Source organism: Micromonospora chaiyaphumensis (assembly GCF_900091435.1).
GTDB classification, from domain to species: domain Bacteria; phylum Actinomycetota; class Actinomycetes; order Mycobacteriales; family Micromonosporaceae; genus Micromonospora; species Micromonospora chaiyaphumensis.
In genome coordinates this window covers 55,446-72,303 of record NZ_FMCS01000004.1, presented here as the reverse complement: position 1 = coordinate 72,303, position 16,858 = coordinate 55,446, and the positions used below count along the sequence as shown (strand labels likewise).

The 16,858-nt window shown below is 73.4% G+C and carries 16 protein-coding genes and 1 pseudogene; 9 read left to right on the top strand and 8 right to left on the bottom strand.

The window, feature by feature from the left end; all coding sequences use genetic code 11:
- Window positions 1-62 precede the first annotated feature (62 nt).
- Window positions 63-656 carry an NADPH-dependent FMN reductase gene (locus GA0070214_RS12335; protein ID WP_091262278.1) on the top strand — a complete coding sequence of 198 codons (594 nt, stop codon included), beginning with the start codon at window positions 63-65 and terminating at the stop codon, window positions 654-656.
- 75 nt (window positions 657-731) lie between these two features.
- Here GA0070214_RS12335 and GA0070214_RS12330 read toward each other — a convergent pair whose 3' ends face one another.
- Window positions 732-1,598, bottom strand: a complete 867-nt coding sequence (locus tag GA0070214_RS12330; RefSeq protein WP_091262276.1) for an aminoglycoside phosphotransferase family protein — start codon at window positions 1,596-1,598, stop codon at window positions 732-734.
- Between the two features lie 88 nt (window positions 1,599-1,686).
- Between GA0070214_RS12330 and GA0070214_RS12325 the strand changes: the two genes are divergently transcribed.
- A complete protein-coding gene (locus GA0070214_RS12325) occupies window positions 1,687-2,202 on the top strand; it encodes a SigE family RNA polymerase sigma factor (protein WP_091262274.1) in 516 nt (171 codons plus the stop codon).
- Window positions 2,203-2,204: 2 nt separating this feature from the next.
- A complete protein-coding gene (locus GA0070214_RS12320) occupies window positions 2,205-3,458 on the top strand; it encodes a hypothetical protein (protein ID WP_091262272.1) in 1,254 nt (417 codons plus the stop codon).
- Between the two features lie 43 nt (window positions 3,459-3,501).
- Here the strand turns inward: GA0070214_RS12320 and GA0070214_RS12315 are convergent, their stop codons facing one another.
- The 3 genes from GA0070214_RS12315 to GA0070214_RS12305 all read right to left on the bottom strand — a co-directional run bounded on the left by GA0070214_RS12315 (window position 3,502) and on the right by GA0070214_RS12305 (window position 7,572).
- Window positions 3,502-4,923 carry a WGR domain-containing protein gene (locus tag GA0070214_RS12315; protein WP_091262270.1) on the bottom strand — a complete coding sequence of 474 codons (1,422 nt, stop codon included), beginning with the start codon at window positions 4,921-4,923 and terminating at the stop codon, window positions 3,502-3,504.
- Window positions 4,924-5,004: 81 nt separating this feature from the next.
- Window positions 5,005-6,384, bottom strand: a complete 1,380-nt coding sequence (locus GA0070214_RS12310) for an FAD-dependent oxidoreductase (protein ID WP_091262268.1) — start codon at window positions 6,382-6,384, stop codon at window positions 5,005-5,007.
- A gap of 39 nt (window positions 6,385-6,423) precedes the next feature.
- Window positions 6,424-7,572 (bottom strand): carboxylate-amine ligase, encoded by a 1,149-nt coding sequence (locus GA0070214_RS12305; protein WP_091262266.1) that lies wholly within the window; start codon window positions 7,570-7,572, stop codon window positions 6,424-6,426.
- Between the two features lie 176 nt (window positions 7,573-7,748).
- Between GA0070214_RS12305 and GA0070214_RS12300 the strand changes: the two genes are divergently transcribed.
- The 4 genes from GA0070214_RS12300 (at window position 7,749) to GA0070214_RS32785 (ending at window position 12,087) form a co-directional block, all read left to right on the top strand.
- Complete coding sequence (locus tag GA0070214_RS12300; RefSeq protein WP_091263073.1) at window positions 7,749-8,018, top strand: DUF6412 domain-containing protein; 270 nt, start codon at window positions 7,749-7,751, stop codon at window positions 8,016-8,018.
- Between the two features lie 122 nt (window positions 8,019-8,140).
- The gene (locus GA0070214_RS12295) at window positions 8,141-8,884 is read left to right on the top strand and encodes a YidC/Oxa1 family membrane protein insertase (RefSeq protein ID WP_091262264.1); all 744 of its coding nucleotides are present in this window, start codon (window positions 8,141-8,143) and stop codon (window positions 8,882-8,884) included.
- 78 nt (window positions 8,885-8,962) lie between these two features.
- Window positions 8,963-10,387, top strand: a complete 1,425-nt coding sequence (locus GA0070214_RS12290) for a carbohydrate-binding protein (protein WP_091262262.1) — start codon at window positions 8,963-8,965, stop codon at window positions 10,385-10,387.
- A gap of 134 nt (window positions 10,388-10,521) precedes the next feature.
- Window positions 10,522-12,087 carry a cellulose binding domain-containing protein gene (locus GA0070214_RS32785; RefSeq protein WP_091262260.1) on the top strand — a complete coding sequence of 522 codons (1,566 nt, stop codon included), beginning with the start codon at window positions 10,522-10,524 and terminating at the stop codon, window positions 12,085-12,087.
- A 13-nt stretch (window positions 12,088-12,100) separates the two neighbouring features.
- On the opposite strand, the gene GA0070214_RS12280 is transcribed toward GA0070214_RS32785, so the two are convergent.
- Window positions 12,101-12,763: a DedA family protein gene (locus GA0070214_RS12280; protein ID WP_091262258.1), complete on the bottom strand. Its 663-nt coding sequence runs from the start codon at window positions 12,761-12,763 to the stop codon at window positions 12,101-12,103.
- A 93-nt stretch (window positions 12,764-12,856) separates the two neighbouring features.
- Entirely contained in the window at window positions 12,857-13,456 is a 600-nt protein-coding gene (locus GA0070214_RS12275; protein ID WP_091262256.1) for a DUF1349 domain-containing protein, read from the bottom strand.
- A gap of 71 nt (window positions 13,457-13,527) precedes the next feature.
- On the opposite strand from GA0070214_RS12275, the gene GA0070214_RS12270 reads away from it, so the two are divergent.
- Window positions 13,528-15,180, top strand: coding sequence for an alpha-amylase family protein (locus GA0070214_RS12270; protein ID WP_091262254.1), 1,653 nt, complete (start codon window positions 13,528-13,530; stop codon window positions 15,178-15,180).
- Window positions 15,181-15,235: 55 nt separating this feature from the next.
- A complete protein-coding gene (gene fabG, locus GA0070214_RS12265) occupies window positions 15,236-15,994 on the top strand; it encodes a 3-oxoacyl-ACP reductase FabG (protein WP_091262252.1) in 759 nt (252 codons plus the stop codon).
- Here the strand turns inward: fabG and GA0070214_RS12260 are convergent.
- Together GA0070214_RS12260 and GA0070214_RS12255 are read right to left on the bottom strand one after the other, a co-directional pair.
- A pseudogene (locus GA0070214_RS12260) lies at window positions 15,967-16,429 on the bottom strand (hypothetical protein). The gene fabG and the pseudogene GA0070214_RS12260 overlap by 28 nt on opposite strands.
- Window positions 16,422-16,817 (bottom strand): hypothetical protein, encoded by a 396-nt coding sequence (locus tag GA0070214_RS12255; RefSeq protein WP_091262248.1) that lies wholly within the window; start codon window positions 16,815-16,817, stop codon window positions 16,422-16,424. Before GA0070214_RS12255 ends, GA0070214_RS12260 begins: the two are co-directional and overlap by 8 nt.
- Between the last annotated feature and the right edge of the window lie 41 nt (window positions 16,818-16,858).

Here is a 16,858-nt window from a genome sequence, read left to right as displayed (position 1 = left end):
CTGCGGGGGCCAGCCTGCGCCCGGTCTGGTTGGCGCCGCCGCGGCGGCGGACCGTGGAGCGCATGAACGAGAAGCACAGGTTGGCCATTGTCATCGGAAGCGTCCGCGAGGGCCGGTTCGGGCCGGTCATCGCGTCCTGGATCGCCGAGCGGGCGCGTGAGCACGGCGGGTTCGAGGTCGACGTCGTCGACCTGGCCGGGGTCGAGATCCCGCTGGCGCTGCCGGCGGAGTCACCGAAGGTCGCGGGCGACGCGTACCCGCGCCCGGAGGCCATGGCGCCGCTGACCGCCGCGCTGGAGGACGCGGACGCGTTCATCCTGGTCACCCCGGAGTACAACCACAGCTACCCGGCCGCGCTGAAGGCAGCCATCGACTGGCACTTCACCCAGTGGACGGCCAAGCCGGTCGCCTTCGTGAGCTACGGCGGCGCGGCCGGCGGCCGGCACGCCGTGCTGCACCTGGAGAACGTGCTCACCGAACTGCACGCGGTGACCATCCGCGACGGGCTGGCCTTCCCGAACTACTACCTAAGCTGGCAGGACGGCCAGCCGCTCGACGCGGCGGCGTCCGGATACGCCAAGACCCTGCTGGACCAGCTCGCCTGGTGGGCCGGAGCCCTGCGGACGGCCCGTGAGGCGGTGCCGTACCCGGCCTGACGGCCGCCGGGCGTGACCGGTCCCCGGACCGGTCACGCCCGGTCGGGCAGCCGACGGACCTGGCGCGAGGACCGGTCACGCCCGGTCGAGCAGCCAGCGGACCGTCTCGACCTGGTGCGGGAAGACCTGGTCCTCGCCCATGCTCCAGGCCAGCGTGTGCACGACCGTCCAGCCGCGCAGCCGCTCCCGGTCCAGGCCCAGACCGGCGCTGAGCCGGTCGAGCCGGTGCCGCACCGCCGCCGGGGAGTGGCCCAGTTCGGGCCCGCGCACCAGCGGCACGGCCCCGAACTCCCGCTCGCCGACCAGGGGCTTCGGGTCGATGACCAGCCACGGCTCGCGGGTGGCCGCCAGCACGTTGCCGGCGTGCAGATCCTGGTTGACCAGAACCTGCTCGCCCTGGCCGGGCACCAGATCGGCGAGCAGCCCGAGCGCGGTATCCAGCAGCCGCCGCTCGAACGGCCGGTTCAGCCGCTCCCACTTGGCCGGCATCCGCTCAGCCCAGCCGGCGGCCTCCTCGGCAAGCGGGGTGAACGGCGGCCCGGCCGGCACCCCGAGCCGGGGCAGCAGCCCGACCGCCACGTCCAGCGCCGCGTCCGGAGGCAGCCCGTGCAGCGGGGTGCCGGGGACGCAGCGCTCGACCAGCAGCGCGCGGCGCCCGGCGTCGTGGGCCAGCAGCCGGACGGCGCCCCGGCCGGCCCAGTGCGCCAGCGCGGTGGCCTCGTGGACGCTGTCGTCGTCCGGGTACTGGAGCTTCAGCACCGCCGGGGTGCCGTCGGGCAGCTCCGCGGGCACGGCCAGCGAGGCGAACGCGGACGCGAAGGGTGGGCCGATCCGCAGCTCCCAGCGGGCGACGCATTCGGCCAGCCGGTCCGGCAGGGTGGCGAGCCATGCCCGGCCGGCCGGATACCGTTCGGTCCAGCGCAGCCCCTCGGGGATCTCCATCCGGCCATCCTGGATTCCGCTGCCGTTCGCGTACAACCGTTTCCGGCGCGATGCCGTCTGGAACTGCGAACCCCACGGAGGTGGCCGGATGCCGGACGCATCGGACCAGGAATACATCGAGTACGTCACCGCCCGCCTGCCGGCGCTGCGCCGGCTCGCGTACGGACTCTGCGGCGACCGCGACCAGGCCGACGACCTGGTGCAGGAGACCGCCACGCGGCTCTACCTGCGCTGGGCGCGGATCGCCGAGGTCGAGCAGCTCGACGCGTACGTCCGCACGGTGCTGGTCCGGCACTTCCTGGACATCCGGCGGCGCGGCTGGTGGCGGGTGCACCTGTTCGGCGGGCCGCCCGACGTGCGGTCCACCGAGGACCGCGGCGCCGAGGAGCGGACCGTGCTGCGCGACGCCCTGGCCAAGGTGCCGCCCCGGCAACGCGCGGTGCTGGTGCTGCGTTTCCTGCACGACCTGCCGGTGGAGGAGGTGGCCCGGACACTGGGCTGCTCGGCGGGCACGGTGAAGAGCCAGACCTCGCACGGCCTGGCGGCGATGCGACGGCTGCTCGGGGACCGCGAGCTGGCCGGCCGGACCGGAGAGGAGCGGTGAGCATGAGGATCGATGACGAACAGGTCGCCGACCGGCTGCGGTGGCTGGACGACGAGCCGGCCGGCCCGCCCCGGATCGACCTGCCGGGGGCGATCCGGGAGGCGCGCCGCCGCCGACGCAACCGCCGGGTGGCGGCGGCCGGGCTGGCCGCGCTGGGTGTGCTGGCGGTGGCCGCGCTGCCGGCGGCGCTGGGCGGGGACGGGCAGGCGGCGCCTGCGCCGGCTTCGAGCCCGGACCCGTCGATGCCGTCACCGGAACCGCAGCCGACCGGCCTCTGGCAGGGGGTGTGCACGGCCACACTGCTGCCGGTGCCGGGCGATCCACGGGCCGCGGTCACCGGCGGTGACCCGGACGGCCGGTGGCTGGTCGGCCGTCGGGCACCGCAGGGGCAGGGTCGCATGGATTTCGGCCTGCTGATCTGGGAGGGGGACCGGGTCCGGGAGGTCGAGCTGCCGGGCTCGGTGCAGGAGTTGAAGGATGTGAACCGGGCAGGCCTGGCGGTGGGTTCGTCGTCGGCGTCCCCCAACGAGCGGCGGGCGTGGGCGGTGCGCGACGGTGAGGTCATCGGCCTGCCCGTGGTGACGTCCGGTGGCGCGACGGCCGTCAACGACGCCGGCCGGATCGTCGGCTACCGCAATCTGGTTCCCGGGAAACCCTGGATCCAACGGCCGGTTGTCTGGGACTCGTACCGGAGCCAGCCGGTCGACCTGCCACTGCCCGGCCCGCGGTGGGAGGGCGCGGCCGTCGACATCGACGAGGACGGCACCATCCTGGCCGTGATGTCCGACGGGCATCCGGACAAGCCCCCGCGCGCGGTGGTGTGGCGTCCGGGTGCCGCCCGGCCGGAGGTGCTGCCGTTGCCGCGGGTGCCCGGCGGGAAGGCCGACCGGTTCCTGCCCCTGTCGTTGGCCGGCGGCTGGGTGACCGGCACCGCCGAACGGGACACCAAGGTGGTTCCCCGGAACGGCATTCCCAGCTACCCGGTGCGGATCGACCTGCGGACCGGGCAGGCGGAGGTGCTCAAGGGCGTCCTCTGGGCCGGGATCGGCAACGGTCAGGGCTGGCTGGCCGGTTGGGTCGCCGATGACGTCCCCGGCGTGATCACCGATACGAGGTCGGTGAAACTGCCCGTGCCGGACGGCTGGCGCGGCGATCGGCAGGGGAGTGTGAACAGTTTCAGCGACGACGGCCGGGTGCTCGGCGGGAAGCTCGAGTCCGAGGACCAGGTCCGGCCGGTGCGCTGGACCTGCCGGTGACCGGTCCGGGGGCGGTCCCGCACCGCCCCCGGACCGGAGCTTTTCAGCGCAGCCGGCGGATGTCGCCGTACGCCCGGTAGAAGCCACTGCGGCCCGCCTCCCGGACCTCGGTGACCAGGTAGCGCGCCCCGGGCTCCCGGATGCCCTTCGGGAACTGCACCGGCCAGTCGCGCCGGAAGCCGTCGGAGAGCACGTGGATGCGCAGCCGGCCGCCCCGCTCCACGCACTGCACCACCACGCCGGCCCGGTCGTCGGTGGTCACCTCGACGCTTGTCCAGGCGGCCGGCTCGGGCAGCCGGGCCGGTGCCTTCACGTCGACCACCTCGGGCACGCTGCCCGCCTCGGCCGCGCGGATCGCCGGCTCGCTGGCGTCGATGCAGGCCAGGTAGCCCTCGGTGGTCACCACGTAGAGCCGCTCGTCGTGGTACTGCATCGAGTAGGCCGAGCCGCAGCCGGTGCCGAGCTTCCACAGCCGGTTGCCGGCCTCGTCGAAGCAGTAGATCGAGGAGGCGCTGTCGCCGGCGAAGACGTACCGGCCGCCCTCGGCCGTCGCGCAGGAGAAGACCGCGGAGTCGCACCGGTAGGTGCGCTCGGCCCGCCCGTCCTTGCGCAGCCGCACCACCTCGCGGGTGCCCGTGCCGGCGAACACGGCGTCGCGCTCCTGCCAGCCGAAGAGCACCGCCCCGGTGCGGGTGTGCCACAGCTCCCGGCCGGTCCGCCAGTCGTAGCCGGTGACGCCCTGCGAGTGGCCGTGGTAGAGGGCGTCGGTGTCGCACCGCACCATCCAGGCGGAGCGGCCCCGGCCGGGCCGGCGCCAGAGGAACTCGTCCTCGTGGTCGATGGCGGCGATGCCGCCCTCGCGGTCGGAGACGCCCAGCACGCCGTCGTGGATGTCCAGCCAGTAGATGTCGATGTCGGGGGCGATCGCGTAGGCCACCCGGGGCACCTTGCCGGACAGGTCGTAGACGTTGCCGTCGTCGCAGCCCGCGTAGATCCAGGCGTCGTCGGCGACGATGCACTTGACCCCGTCGGGGAGGCGGACCTGGTGGAGCACCCGGGCGTCGTGGTCGAGCGTGGTGATCACCCCGTGCTCGTTGCCCACCATGCAGGTCTGCCCGTCGATGAAGATGCCGAACGCGGGCGCGCCGGAGGCATAGCGCCAGAGGACCGGGGCGGTGCGGGCGGTGGAGCGGGTGCTGACGATCTGCCGGCGGGATACCGCCCGCTTCTGGCGTACGCCGGGGACGGCCGGCGCGTATCCCTTGCGGACCTTCTCGCCGATCTTCCTGGCGGCGGCGGCCCGGGCGCGGGCGTTGTCCGGGAAGCTGCTGGACTTCACCTGGCCGTGGTCGCCGATCCGGCCGTAGCGCACGGTCATCGTGCCGTCGTCGACCACGACCTCGTAGAACTTGTGCGCTCCACCGTCCACTTCGGACAGTTCGAGATAGGTCGTCTCCTGCGACATGGAAGCCTCCGAGGGGAAGTGCCGGAACCGGCATCAGCCCGCACAAGGTAAACCGGCCCCCCGACAGGATCGGGCGCTCGGCTACCGGCCGGAGTGGGCGAGGGCGTCGACGGCCTTGCGGGCGGCGATGAGCACCGGGTCCCAGACCGGCGCGTACGGCGGCGCGTAGCCCAGGTCGAGCGCGGTCATCTCGTCCACCGTCATGTTGTTCCACAGCGCCACGGCCAGCGCGTCGATCCGTTTGGCCGCCTCGGACCAGCCGACGATCTGCGCGCCCAGCAGGCGGCCGCTGGGCCGCTCGGCGATCAGCTTGACCGTCATGGGCCGGGCGCCCGGGTAGTAGCCGGCCCGGTTGGTCGACTCGGCCAGCACGGTGACGAACTCGAAGCCGGCCGCGTGGGCGTCCCGCTCGCGCAGGCCGGTCCGCCCGACCTCCAGCTCGCAGACCTTGGTCACCGCCGTGCCGATCACGCCGGGGAAGGTCGCGTAGCCGCCGCCGATGTTGATCCCGGCGACCCGGCCCTGCTTGTTGGCGTGGGTGCCGAGCGGGATGTGCATGGGCATGCCGCTGACCCGGTGCAGGCTCTCCACGCAGTCGCCGGCGGCGTAGACGCCGGGCGTGCCGGGCACCCGCATCCGCCGGTCGACGCGGATCGCCCCGGACGGGCCGACCGGCAGGCCGGCGGCTTCGCCGAGCGCCGTGTTCGGGCGTACGCCCAGACCCAGCACCACGACGTCGGCGGGAATCGGCCCCTCGTCGGTGACCACCGCGGCGATCCGGCCGTCCCGCTCGTCGAGGCCGGTGACCGTCCGGCCGGTGCGGATGCCGATGCCGGTGCCGCGCATGGCCTCGGCCACCAGCTCGCCCATGTCCGGGTCCACCGTGGACATCGGCTGGTCGGCCTGCTCGACCAGGTCGACCGAGAGCCCGTGGTGCAGCAGCGCCTCGGCCATCTCGACCCCGATGTAGCCGCCGCCGACCACCACGGCGCGGCGGGGGCGGGGCTCGCCTTCCAGCCAGTCCAGCAGGGCGGTGCCGTCGTCGAGGGTCTGCATGCCGAACACCCCGGCCACCCCGCCGCGCGCCCAGCCGGGCTGGATCGGGGTCGCGCCGGTGGCGTACACGAGGGTGTCGAAGCCGGCGCGGACCTCGCCGCCGCCCTCCAGGTCCCGGGCGACCACCTCGCGGCGGTCGAGGTCGATGCCGGTGACCTCGTGCCGCAGCCGGACCTCGATGTCGAACCGGTCCCGGAAGGTGGCCGGGTCGCGGGCGACGAGCTGGTCCCGCCCCGGGACCAGCCCGCTGACCCAGTAGGGGATGCCGCAGGCCGAGTAGGAGGTGAAGTGGCCGCGCTCGAAGGCGACGATCTCCAGGTCGTCGCGGCCCCGGAGGCGCCGGGCCTGGGACGCCGCCGACATTCCGGCGGCGTCCCCGCCGACGACGACCATCCGCTCCGCCACGACGCCATCCTGTCACGAGCGCCCGGCCCGCGGGCGCGCTCAGCCCCGGGTCTGCCGGGCCACGTCCGCGACCACGTCGACCAGCTTTCCGGTACGCGCGAACACCGCCCGCTGCCGGGCCGCGCCGCTGCCGTGCCGGCGCAGCCCGCCCAGCAGGTCGGTCACCTGGTCGAGGTCGCCGTGCCGCTCCAGTTCCGGGCGGACCCGCTCGACCAGCCCGTCCAGCAGTTCCCAGGCCGGCCGCAGCTCGCCGTCGGTCAGGTCGACGCCCTCGCCCTCCAGCCCGTCGTGGGCCGCCCGCCAGTGCGCCGCGACGAGCAGGTGGTGGTCGGTGTTGATGGCCGGCCGACCCTCGGCGATCTCGGTCCTGGCGGTGGCCACCAGGGCCCGGACCAGGGCGGCGACCAGGACCGCGTCGTCCACGGTCGGGCAGACGTCACCGATCCGGATCTCCACGGTCGGGTACCTGGCGGAGAGCCGGGCGTACCAGTAGAGCATCCCCTCGTCGAGCATCACGCCACTGGCGATGAGCTGGCGGATCAGCCGCTCGTAGTGCTCGTGCGACTCCAGCCACGGGGTGGGCGCCACCGAGGGCCAGCGCTCCCACTCGACCGAGCGCCAGCTCGCGTAGCCGGTGTCCTCGCCCCTGGCGAACGGGGAGTTGGCGGTGACCGCGTGCAGGATCGGCAGCCAGGGGCGGACGTGGTTGAGCACCTGCACCCCGGTCTCCGCGTCCGGGACGCCGACGTGCACGTGCATGCCGTTGTTGCCCGGCCCCGGCACCAGCAGCCGGAACCGTTCGATCATCCGGTCGAAGCGGGGCTTGTCCACCACCGGGGGCACCGGCCCGTCCACCGGCCCGGTGCCGATGGCCAGCAGCCGGACGCCGGCCCGCTCGGCGGCGGCGGCCAGTTCGGCGCGGAGCATGCCCAGCGAGTGCCGGATCGAGGAGAGCTCCAGCCCGGGCGGGCTGCCGATCTCGATCTGACTGGTCTGGAACTCCCGTTCCACCTGGCCCCGCAGCTCGGCCGGCACCTGCTCCATGACCAGGTCGACCGCGGGCACGGCGGCACCGGTGTGCGGGTCGACGAGCAGGAACTCCTCCTCCACGCCGACTGTCAGCAGGTCCGTGCCGCCCGGTGCGGCGCTCCGTTCCCGCTCCGCCACTGACCCGCTCATCAAGACCACCGTCCGCTCCGTACCGGCCGCGGCACCGTGCCGCCCGGTCGATGGCCTGTTACCCACCGTGTCGACGCGGAGAAACGCGCCGGGCGGCGTGTCGTCGGCTACGCGCCGGTTCACGTTGCCCCGGCGATCGCGTCCCCCGACGTGACAGCGGGTTCTAGAGTCGGCATGTGGCCGAGATGCTGGTGACGGGGACGTGGGCGTACGCCCTCACCCTGCTCGCGGACCGCCCGGCCGGCCTGCTCGCCGGCGCGGCGGTGGCCGCCGCCCTGCTGCTCGCCACGCTGCTCGCGCTGCGGGTCCGCGCACTGCCCACGCCGCCCGCCGGCCGGCGGGCCGTCGCCCTGCGGGCCCGGTCCCGGCACCGCCGCGTGCCCCGCCAGGTCGACCCGGACGCAGCGGGTCGGCCGCGTCCCCGGGCGCCCGGGCTGTTCCCCTCGGCCGCGTAGCCGTCCCACGCCGGGTCCTCCTCCGGCGGGTCGTCGCCGCGCGGCCGGTCTCGTCGTCGTCCGTCCCGCCGGGACGCGTCGTCCCCGCCGGGGCATCCGGAATCGGACCGAGGGGTCTTCCCATGCTCGCCTTCGCACCACTGCACACCGCGGCGTCCGCCGCCGCCACCGTCGTCACCTGGCTCGCCGGCACGATCGCCCCGCTGACCGGCGGGGCTGCCACGGCCGCCGCGATCGTCCTGTTCACCGTCGGGGTCCGGCTGCTGATCTCGCCCCTCAGCCTGGCCCAGGTCCGCGGCGAGCGGCGCCGCGCGGCGCTCACCCCCGAGGTCCGCGACCTCCAGCGGCGGTACGCCGACGACCCGGGCCGGCTCCAGAGCGAGCTGTTCGCGCTCTACCGGCGGGCCGGGGCCAGCCCCGTCGCGGGCTGCCTGCCGGCCCTGTTGCAGGCGCCGTTCTTCCTGGTCATGTACCGCCTCTTCGCCACCGGCGACGGCCACCCCCAGCTGCTGCACGAGAAGCTGGCCGGCGTGCCCCTGGGGTGGCATCTCGGCGACGGGCTCACCGGCCCGGTGGTGGCGGTCTTCGGGGTGCTGCTGGCGGCCCTGCTCGTGCTGGCCTGGTGGTCGTCCCGGCGGGCGCGCCGCGCGGCCACGGCCACCGGCACCATCGCCGGCGCGCCCACCGAGGGCCCGGGCGCCGCGGTGCTCGGGCGGCTGGTGCCGCTGCTGCCTTTCACCACGGTGCTGGTGGCGCTCGTGGTGCCGCTCGCGGCGGTGCTCTACCTGGTCACCACGACGGCGTGGACCGTGCTGGAGCAGGCGGTGCTGCGCCGGCCGCAGCCGGAAGGCATCGACGCACGTTGACAAGTGCGGGGACGGGCGCGTAGAAATCGCACTCAAGAGAGCGCTCTCTCCTGCCCGTCCCCGCAGAGAGGCACCCCGATGAACCCTGTCCCGGCGGCCACGGCCGCCCCCTCCGCCGTGCGCCGGTCCCGCCGGCGGCTCTCCCTGGCGGCCGCCGTGCTCGCCACCACCACCGCCCTCGCGACCGTCACGATGACCGCGCACGCCGCCGTGCCGCCGCCGCCCGCCGGCTGGAGCCTGGTCTGGAGCGACGACTTCACCGGCGCGGCCGGCAGCCTTCCCTCCTCCGCCAACTGGATCATCGACACCGGCACCAGCTACCCCGGCGGCCCGGGCAACTGGGGCACCGGCGAGATCCAGACCTACACCAACAGCACTGCCAACCTCGCCCACGACGGTGCCGGCAACCTGCGGATCACCCCGCTCAAGGACGCCTCCGGACGGTGGACCTCGGCCCGGATCGAGACGGTCCGCGCCAACTTCAAGCCGCCCGCCGGGGGAGTGCTGGCCCTGGAGGGCCGGATCCAGATGCCGAACGTGACCGGCGCGCAGGCCGCCGGCTACTGGCCGGCCTTCTGGGCGCTCGGCTCGCCCTACCGGGGCAACTACCAGAACTGGCCCGGCATCGGCGAGTTCGACATCATGGAGAACGTCAACGGGATCAACTCGGTCTGGGGCGTGCTGCACTGCGGCGTCGCACCGGGCGGGCCGTGCAACGAGTTCAACGGCATCGGCGCCTCCCGCGCCTGCCCCGGCAGCACGTGCCAGTCGGCGTTCCACACCTACCGCTTCGAGTGGGACGCCTCGGTCAGCCCGCAGCAGCTGCGCTGGTACGTCGACGGCCAGCTCTTCCACACGGTGAGCCAGAACCAGGTCGGCGAGCCGTACTGGGGTCAGATGACCAACCACAGCGGCTACTTCATGCTGCTCAACGTGGCGATGGGCGGCGGCTTCCCGGACGGGGTGGCCGGCTCCGCCACGCCCACGGCGTCGACCGTGTCCGGCCGGCCGATGCTGGTCGACTACGTGGCCGCGTACACCCGGGGTGGCGGCGGCACGCCGTCGCCGACGCCGACCACGCCTCCGCCGGGCGGGGTGGTGGACGCCTACTCGACCATCCAGGCCGAGGCGTTCAGCGGCCAGAACGGGGTGCAGGTGGAGTCGTGCAGTGAGGGCGGTCAGGACATCGGCTGGCTGGCCAACGGCGACTGGGCCCGCTACGACAACGTGGAGTTCGGCGCCACGCCGCCGAGGGACTTCGTGGCCCGGGTCGCCTCCGGCGCACCGGGCGGGGTGAGCGGGCTGGTCCAGGTCCGGGTGGACAGCCCGACCAACCCGCCCATCGGCAGCTTCGCGGTGGCCAACACCGGCGGGTGGCAGAGCTGGCGCTCGGTGCCGGGCAACGTCTCGGCGGTCACCGGCCGGCACACCGTCTACCTGACCTTCAGCAGCGGCCAGCCGGCCGACTTCGTCAACGTCAACTGGTTCACCTTCCGCCGCTGAGCGGCCGGTCCGGGGGTCCCCGCGGGGGACCCCCGGTCTGCCTCTGGACAGAAACAGTTAACAGTCTTAATAATGAGCGCACGTCGACGGTCGTAAATGCCCACCCTCCACCACAACGGTCCCTGGAGGACGCCGTGAGACTCCGCTCCACCCGCGTGGCGACGTTCGCCGCCGCGCTCGCCGCCGCCCTGGTCGCGGGCACCGTGCTGGCCGCGCCGCCCGCCTCCGCCGCCACCGCCGCCTTCGTCCGCACCACCACCTGGGACACCGGGTACGAGGGCAAGTTCACCGTCACCAACAACACCTCGGCCGCCATCTCCTCGTGGAACGTCCAGTTCGACCTGCCCGCCGGCAGCACCCTCGGCTCGTTCTGGGACGCCCGGCTCACCACCTCCGGCCAGCACGTCACGGCGGTGAACCAGTCCTGGAACGGCACCCTCGCCCCGGGCGCCAGCACCACCTTCGGCTTCAACGTCAACGGCACCGGCAACCCGACCAACTGCACGGTCAACGGCGGCTCGTGCAGCGGCGGGGGCGGCGGCAACCCGGGCGCCCCGGCCATCCCGGGCGGCCTGCGGGTCACCGGCACCGCCAACACCTCGGTCTCGCTGGCCTGGAACGCCGTCTCCGGCACGGTCACCGGCTACCGCGTCTACGAGGGCGGCACCGTGAAGGCCACCGTCACCGGCACCTCGGCCACCGTCTCCGGTCTCGGCGCCTGCACCGGGCACAGCTACACGGTGGCCGCGTACAACGCCAGCGGGGAGTCGGCGAAGTCGGCTGCGGTGTCGGCCACCACCACCGGCTGCACCGGCGGGGGTGGCGGCGCGATGGCCGCCGCGCCCTACCTCTACCCGGGCTGGGGCGACCCGCCCGCGCCGTCCACGGTGATGGGCGCGACCGGCATCAAGTGGTTCACCATCGCGTTCGTGCTCTCCGGCGGCGGCTGCACCCCGGCCTGGGACGGCAGCGGGCCGCTCACCGGCGGCACGCACGCCAGCACCATCGCCGCGATCAAGGCGGCCGGCGGTGACGTCATCCCGTCGTTCGGCGGCTGGCAGGGCAACAAGCTGGGACCGAACTGCTCCTCGGCCAGCGCGCTGGCCGGCGCCTACCAGCAGGTCATCAACGCCTACAACCTCAAGGCGATCGACATCGACATCGAGAACACCGACGAGTTCGAGAACGAGGTCGTGCAGGACCGGATCCTGGACGCCCTGAAGATCGTCAAGCAGAACAACCCGGGGATCAAGACGATCGTCACCTTCGGCACCTCGACCACCGGGCCGTCGTACTACGGCACCCGGCTGATCAACCAGGCCGCCGCGAGGGGCGCCAACATCGACGTCTTCACCATCATGCCGTTCGACTTCGGCGGCGGCGCGAACATGTACCAGAGCACGGTCAACGCCGCCGAGGGCCTGAAGAACGCCCTGAAGACGGCCTTCGGCTGGTCCGACGCCACGGCCTACGCCCACATGGGCCTCTCCGGCATGAACGGCCTGTCCGACCAGCAGGAGCTGACCACGCCGGCCACCTGGACCCAGATCCGGGACTGGGCCAAGGCCCGCGGGCTCGCCCGGTTCACCTTCTGGTCGGTCAACCGGGACCGGCCGTGCCCGGGCGGCGGGGTGGTCTCCAACTGCTCCGGCATCGCCCAGAACACCTGGGAGTTCACCAGCATCACCGCGGGATTCTGATCCCGCACCGCGGTCAGCGCCCGGCGGTCACCGACCGCCGGGCGCGCCGCCGGCGTACCTTCTTGACCACCCAGCTGACGATCATCAGGGCGAAGACCGCGAAGATCGCGTAGTTGAACCAGTGGCTGTACCGGTCGACCTGCTGCCAGCGCGAGCCGAGGGCGAAACCGGCCCCGACGATCAGCGCGTTCCACACCCCGCTGCCCAGCGTGGTGAGCAGGATGAACTCGCCCAGCGGCATGCGGTTCGCGCCGGCCGGCACCGAGACCAGGCTGCGCACCACCGGCACCACCCGGCCGATGAGCACGGCCCACCGGCCGTGCCGTTCGAACCAGCGGTCGGCCTTCTCCAGGTCCTCCCGGTCCACCAGCGGGATGTGGTCCAGCCAGCGCTTGAGCCGCTCCTCGCCGAGCGCGGCGCCGAGCCAGTAGAGCACCAGCGCGCCGAGCAGCGAGCCGGCCGTCGCGGCCAGCACGATCAGCACCACGTTGAACCGGCCCTCGGCGGCGAGGTAGCCCGCCATGGCCAGCACGACCTCGCTCGGGATCGGCGGGACGATGCTCTCCAGGGCGACCAGCAGGGCCACCCCGACCGCGCCGAACGAGTCGATCACGCTCGCCACCCAGCCGGTCAGCCCGGTGAACTGGTTCGGGTCGACGTTCTGGGCGTGTGCCATGGGCGTCCTTCCGCGCGGTGCCGGGGATCCGGGACTGGTACCCCGACCGGGGCCGGTCACACCTGCCGGTGATCGGCCCCACGACCCGCCGGGTCAGCCCTCCGGGTGCAGCGCCGCGTCCGCCGGCCCCCGCCGCCAGCCGCTGAAGCGGACCACCAGGCCGCCGCGGCTCGGCGAGCAGCAGTACGGCCCGGCCGCCGCCTCCGCCTCCGGGTCCAGCGGGGCCACCCGGACAAGCCGCCACGGCTCGGCCTCCACCCGCGCGCGGACGGTCAGCGCGTCACCGGCCCGGCTGACCCGGACCGTCACGTCCCGTCCCGACCACTCCGGCACCGGGGCCACCGACCAGTCGGACCGCTCGTCGGTGACCACCGCGCCGACCTGCGGCTCGCCGTCGCTGACCTCCACACCGGCCTTCGTCCACCGCCGCTCGTCCACCCGGACCAGCACGCCGGCCTGGTCGAACTGGGCCGCGTAGTCGAGCCGGAAGCTCACCTCCACGGCACTGTCCACGGGGAACGGGGCGAGCAGCGCGGAGCCGTCGTCGTGCACGAAGCCGTAGCTGGTCCGCCGCCAGAAGTCGCTGCCCCCGCGCGGCTCGACCAGCAGCGCGTCGCCTACCGATTCGGTTCGCTCCGGCGGGTTGAGCCAGGTGCCGGCGGACCAGTCGAGGGAACGGGTGTCGACGCTCATGCCGGCACCGTACCGGGCGCGCGCCGGGCTGTGGGTTTGCCGCAGCCGCCGACCGGAGAAGTAGACGGGGCATGGGTGACAGGTGGTATCAGGAGGCGGTGGTCTACTGCCTCGACGTGGACACGTTCGCTGACTCCGACGGCGACGGGGTGGGTGACTTCCGCGGCCTCATCGGCCGGCTCGACTACCTGGCCCGGCTCGGGGTGACCTGCCTCTGGCTGCACCCCATCCATCCCTCGCCGAACCGGGACGACGGCTACGACGCCACCGACTTCTACAACGTCAGCCCGAAGCTGGGCACCCTCGGCGACTTCGCCGAACTGCTGCACCAGGCGCGGAACCGCGGCATCCGGGTGATCATCGACCTGGTGGTCAACCACACCTCGGACGAGCACCCGTGGTTCCAGTCCGCCCGGTCCTCGCCCGACTCGCCCTACCGCAACTGGTACGTGTGGAGCGACGAGGCGCCGCCGGACCGGCACCAGGGCATGGTCTTCCCCGGCGAGCAGAACGAGACGTGGAGCTACGACCGCACCGCGAAGTCCTGGTACTACCACCGCTTCTACAAGTTCCAGCCGGACCTCAACGTCGCCAACCCCCAGGTCCGGGCCGAGATCAAGAAGATCATGTCGTTCTGGCTCCAGCTCGGCGTCTCGGGTTTCCGGATGGACGCCGTGCCGTTCATCATCGAGCTGACCGAGGCCGGCAACCCGAACTCGCCCAAGGACCTGGACTTCCTCACCGAGCTGCGCCAGCACGTGCAGTGGCGGCGGGGCGACGCGGTCCTGCTGGCCGAGGCGAACGTCGAGCCGGACCAGCTGCCCGTCTACTTCGGTGACAGCGGCGGCTCGGCCAACCGGATCCACATGCTCTTCGACTTCATGATGAACGGGCGGCTGATGCTGGCCCTGGCGCGGCAGGACCCGGAGCCGGTGATCGAGGCGCTGCGCGACACCCCGGCCCTGCCCGAGGGCGGGCAGTGGGCCACCTTCCTGCGCAACCACGACGAGATCGACCTGTCCCGGCTCACCGCCGAGCAGCGCAACCAGGTGTACGACCAGTTCGGCCCCGACGAGGACATGCGCCTCTACGGCCGGGGCATCCGCCGCCGGCTCGCCTCGATGCTCGGCAACGACCGCCGCCGGATCGAGCTGGCGTACGCGCTCCAGTTCTCGCTGCGCGGCACGCCGGTGCTGCGCTACGGCGAGGAGATCGGGATGGGCGAGGACCTGTCGCTGCCCGGCCGGGAGGCGATCCGCACCCCGATGCAGTGGTCGTACAAGGAGAACGGTGGCTTCTCCACGGCCGACCCGGAGAAGCTGGTCCGCCCGGTCATCGACAAGGGCGAGTACGGCTACCAGAAGGTCAACGTGACCGCCCAGCGCAAGGACCCGAGGTCGCTGCTGGGCTGGTTCGAGCGGATGATCCGTACGCTCCGGGAGGCCCCCGAGATCGGCTCCGGGAGCACCAGCCACATCGACGTGCCGATGCCGCCCGGCGTGCTGGCGCACCGGGCGGACGGGCCGACCGGGACTATGGTCTTCCTGCACAACCTCGGCACCGAGGACGCCGAGGTGGACCTGAGCGTCCTCGCTCCCGAGGCCGACCTGCCGATCGACGTGCTCACCGACCGCAACTACGAGGAGGTCGGCAAGCTGGACCGGCTGAAGCTCGCCGGTTACGGCTACCGGTGGATCCGCATCTGCCGGGGCAGCGGCCTCTGACGGCGGCCCCGGCGCTAAGCTCCTTCGATCGAGCCCAAGTTACCGGGAGGTAATCATGTCGGAGGAGCCCCGCGTCGCCATCGTGACCGGAGCCGCGCGCGGCATCGGCGCGGCCACCGCCCGGCGGCTGGCCGCCGACGGCATGGCCGTCGCCGTGGTCGACATCGAGGAGTCGGCGACCAAGGAGACCGTGGACGCCATCGCCGCTGCCGGCGGGCGGGCGCTCGGCGTGGGCGCCGACGTGTCCGATCGCGCCCAGGTGGAGGCCGCCGTGGAGCGCGTCGCCGCCGAGCTGGGCGCGCCGACCGTGCTGGTCAACAACGCCGGCGTGCTCCGCGACAACCTGCTGTTCAAGATGAGCGACGCCGACTGGGACACGGTCCTGGGGGTGCACCTGCGCGGCGCCTTCCTGTTCAGCCAGGCCGCACAGAAGCACATGGTCGAGCGGAAGTGGGGCCGGATCGTCAACCTCTCCAGCACCTCGGCGCTGGGCAACCGGGGCCAGGCGAACTACTCGGCCGCCAAGGCGGGCCTCCAGGGCTTCACCAAGACGCTCGCCATCGAGCTGGGCCCGTTCGGGGTGACCGTCAACGCCGTCGCGCCGGGCTTCATCGTCACCGACATGACGGCCGCCACCGCGGCCCGGATGAAGGTCGACTTCGCCGCGCTCCAGCAGCACGCCGCCGCCGAGATCCCGGTGCGCCGCACCGGCCGCCCCGAGGACGTCGCGCACACCATCTCGTTCCTGGCCAGCGAGGGCGCGTCCTTCGTCTCCGGCCAGGTCATCTACGTCGCCGGCGGCCCCAAGGACTGACGCGTACGCGTGCCGCCCGGCACGGCCCCGTCAGGCGGGGTCGTGCCGGGTGCGCCAGAGCCAGAACAGGCCGAGCACCGGCAGCACCAGCGGGATGTAGCCGTAGCCGCTGCCGAAGCCCGACCAGACCGTCTCGTCCGGGAACAGCTCGCGGTCGGCCAGGCTGAGGATGCCGACGCCGACCACCCCGACCAGCTCCACCGAGCAGCAGGCCAGCGCGACCCGGCGGCCGGTGTGCCCGGCCCGGGCCAGCCCGACCGCCGCCACGATGTAGATGAGGGCGGCGAGCGCGGAGAGCAGGTACGCGACCGGCGCCTCGTCGAACTTCGTGGCGATCTGAAGCCCGGCCCGCGAGGTCGCGGCGATCGCGAAGAGGATGTAGACCGCGATCAGCAGCCGGCCCGGCCCCCGGTTCGTCGCGCGCTGCTCAGCCACCGACGACCTCCCAGGTCTGCTGCAGGCGGACCACCACCACCGGGGTGACCAGGCAGACCGCGCAGACGATCGCCGAGCCCCACCGGGTCGGCTCCATCCGGGCCAGGACCCAGGCCAGCGGCGGCAGGCAGACCAGCGTCACCAGGTAGCCGAAGAACGCCCCCGGCTCGCCCGGCCGCTCGCCGCCGCCGAGCGCCACCAGCGCCACCACGGTGAGCGCCAGCAGGGCCACCTCCAGCACGGCCAGGCCGACGAACTGGAGCCGGTCCGGCGCGCGGTGGCGGACGGCCGCCACCAGGGCCCAGACCGCGACGAGGAGCGACAGCACGATCGAGGCCGTCGCGAGGATCCCGTCCACCGGCGAGCCGGCCGCCGCCGCGGTGGTCATCGACGCCGTCCCGGCGCAGTCGAATTCACCGGCACAGCCTA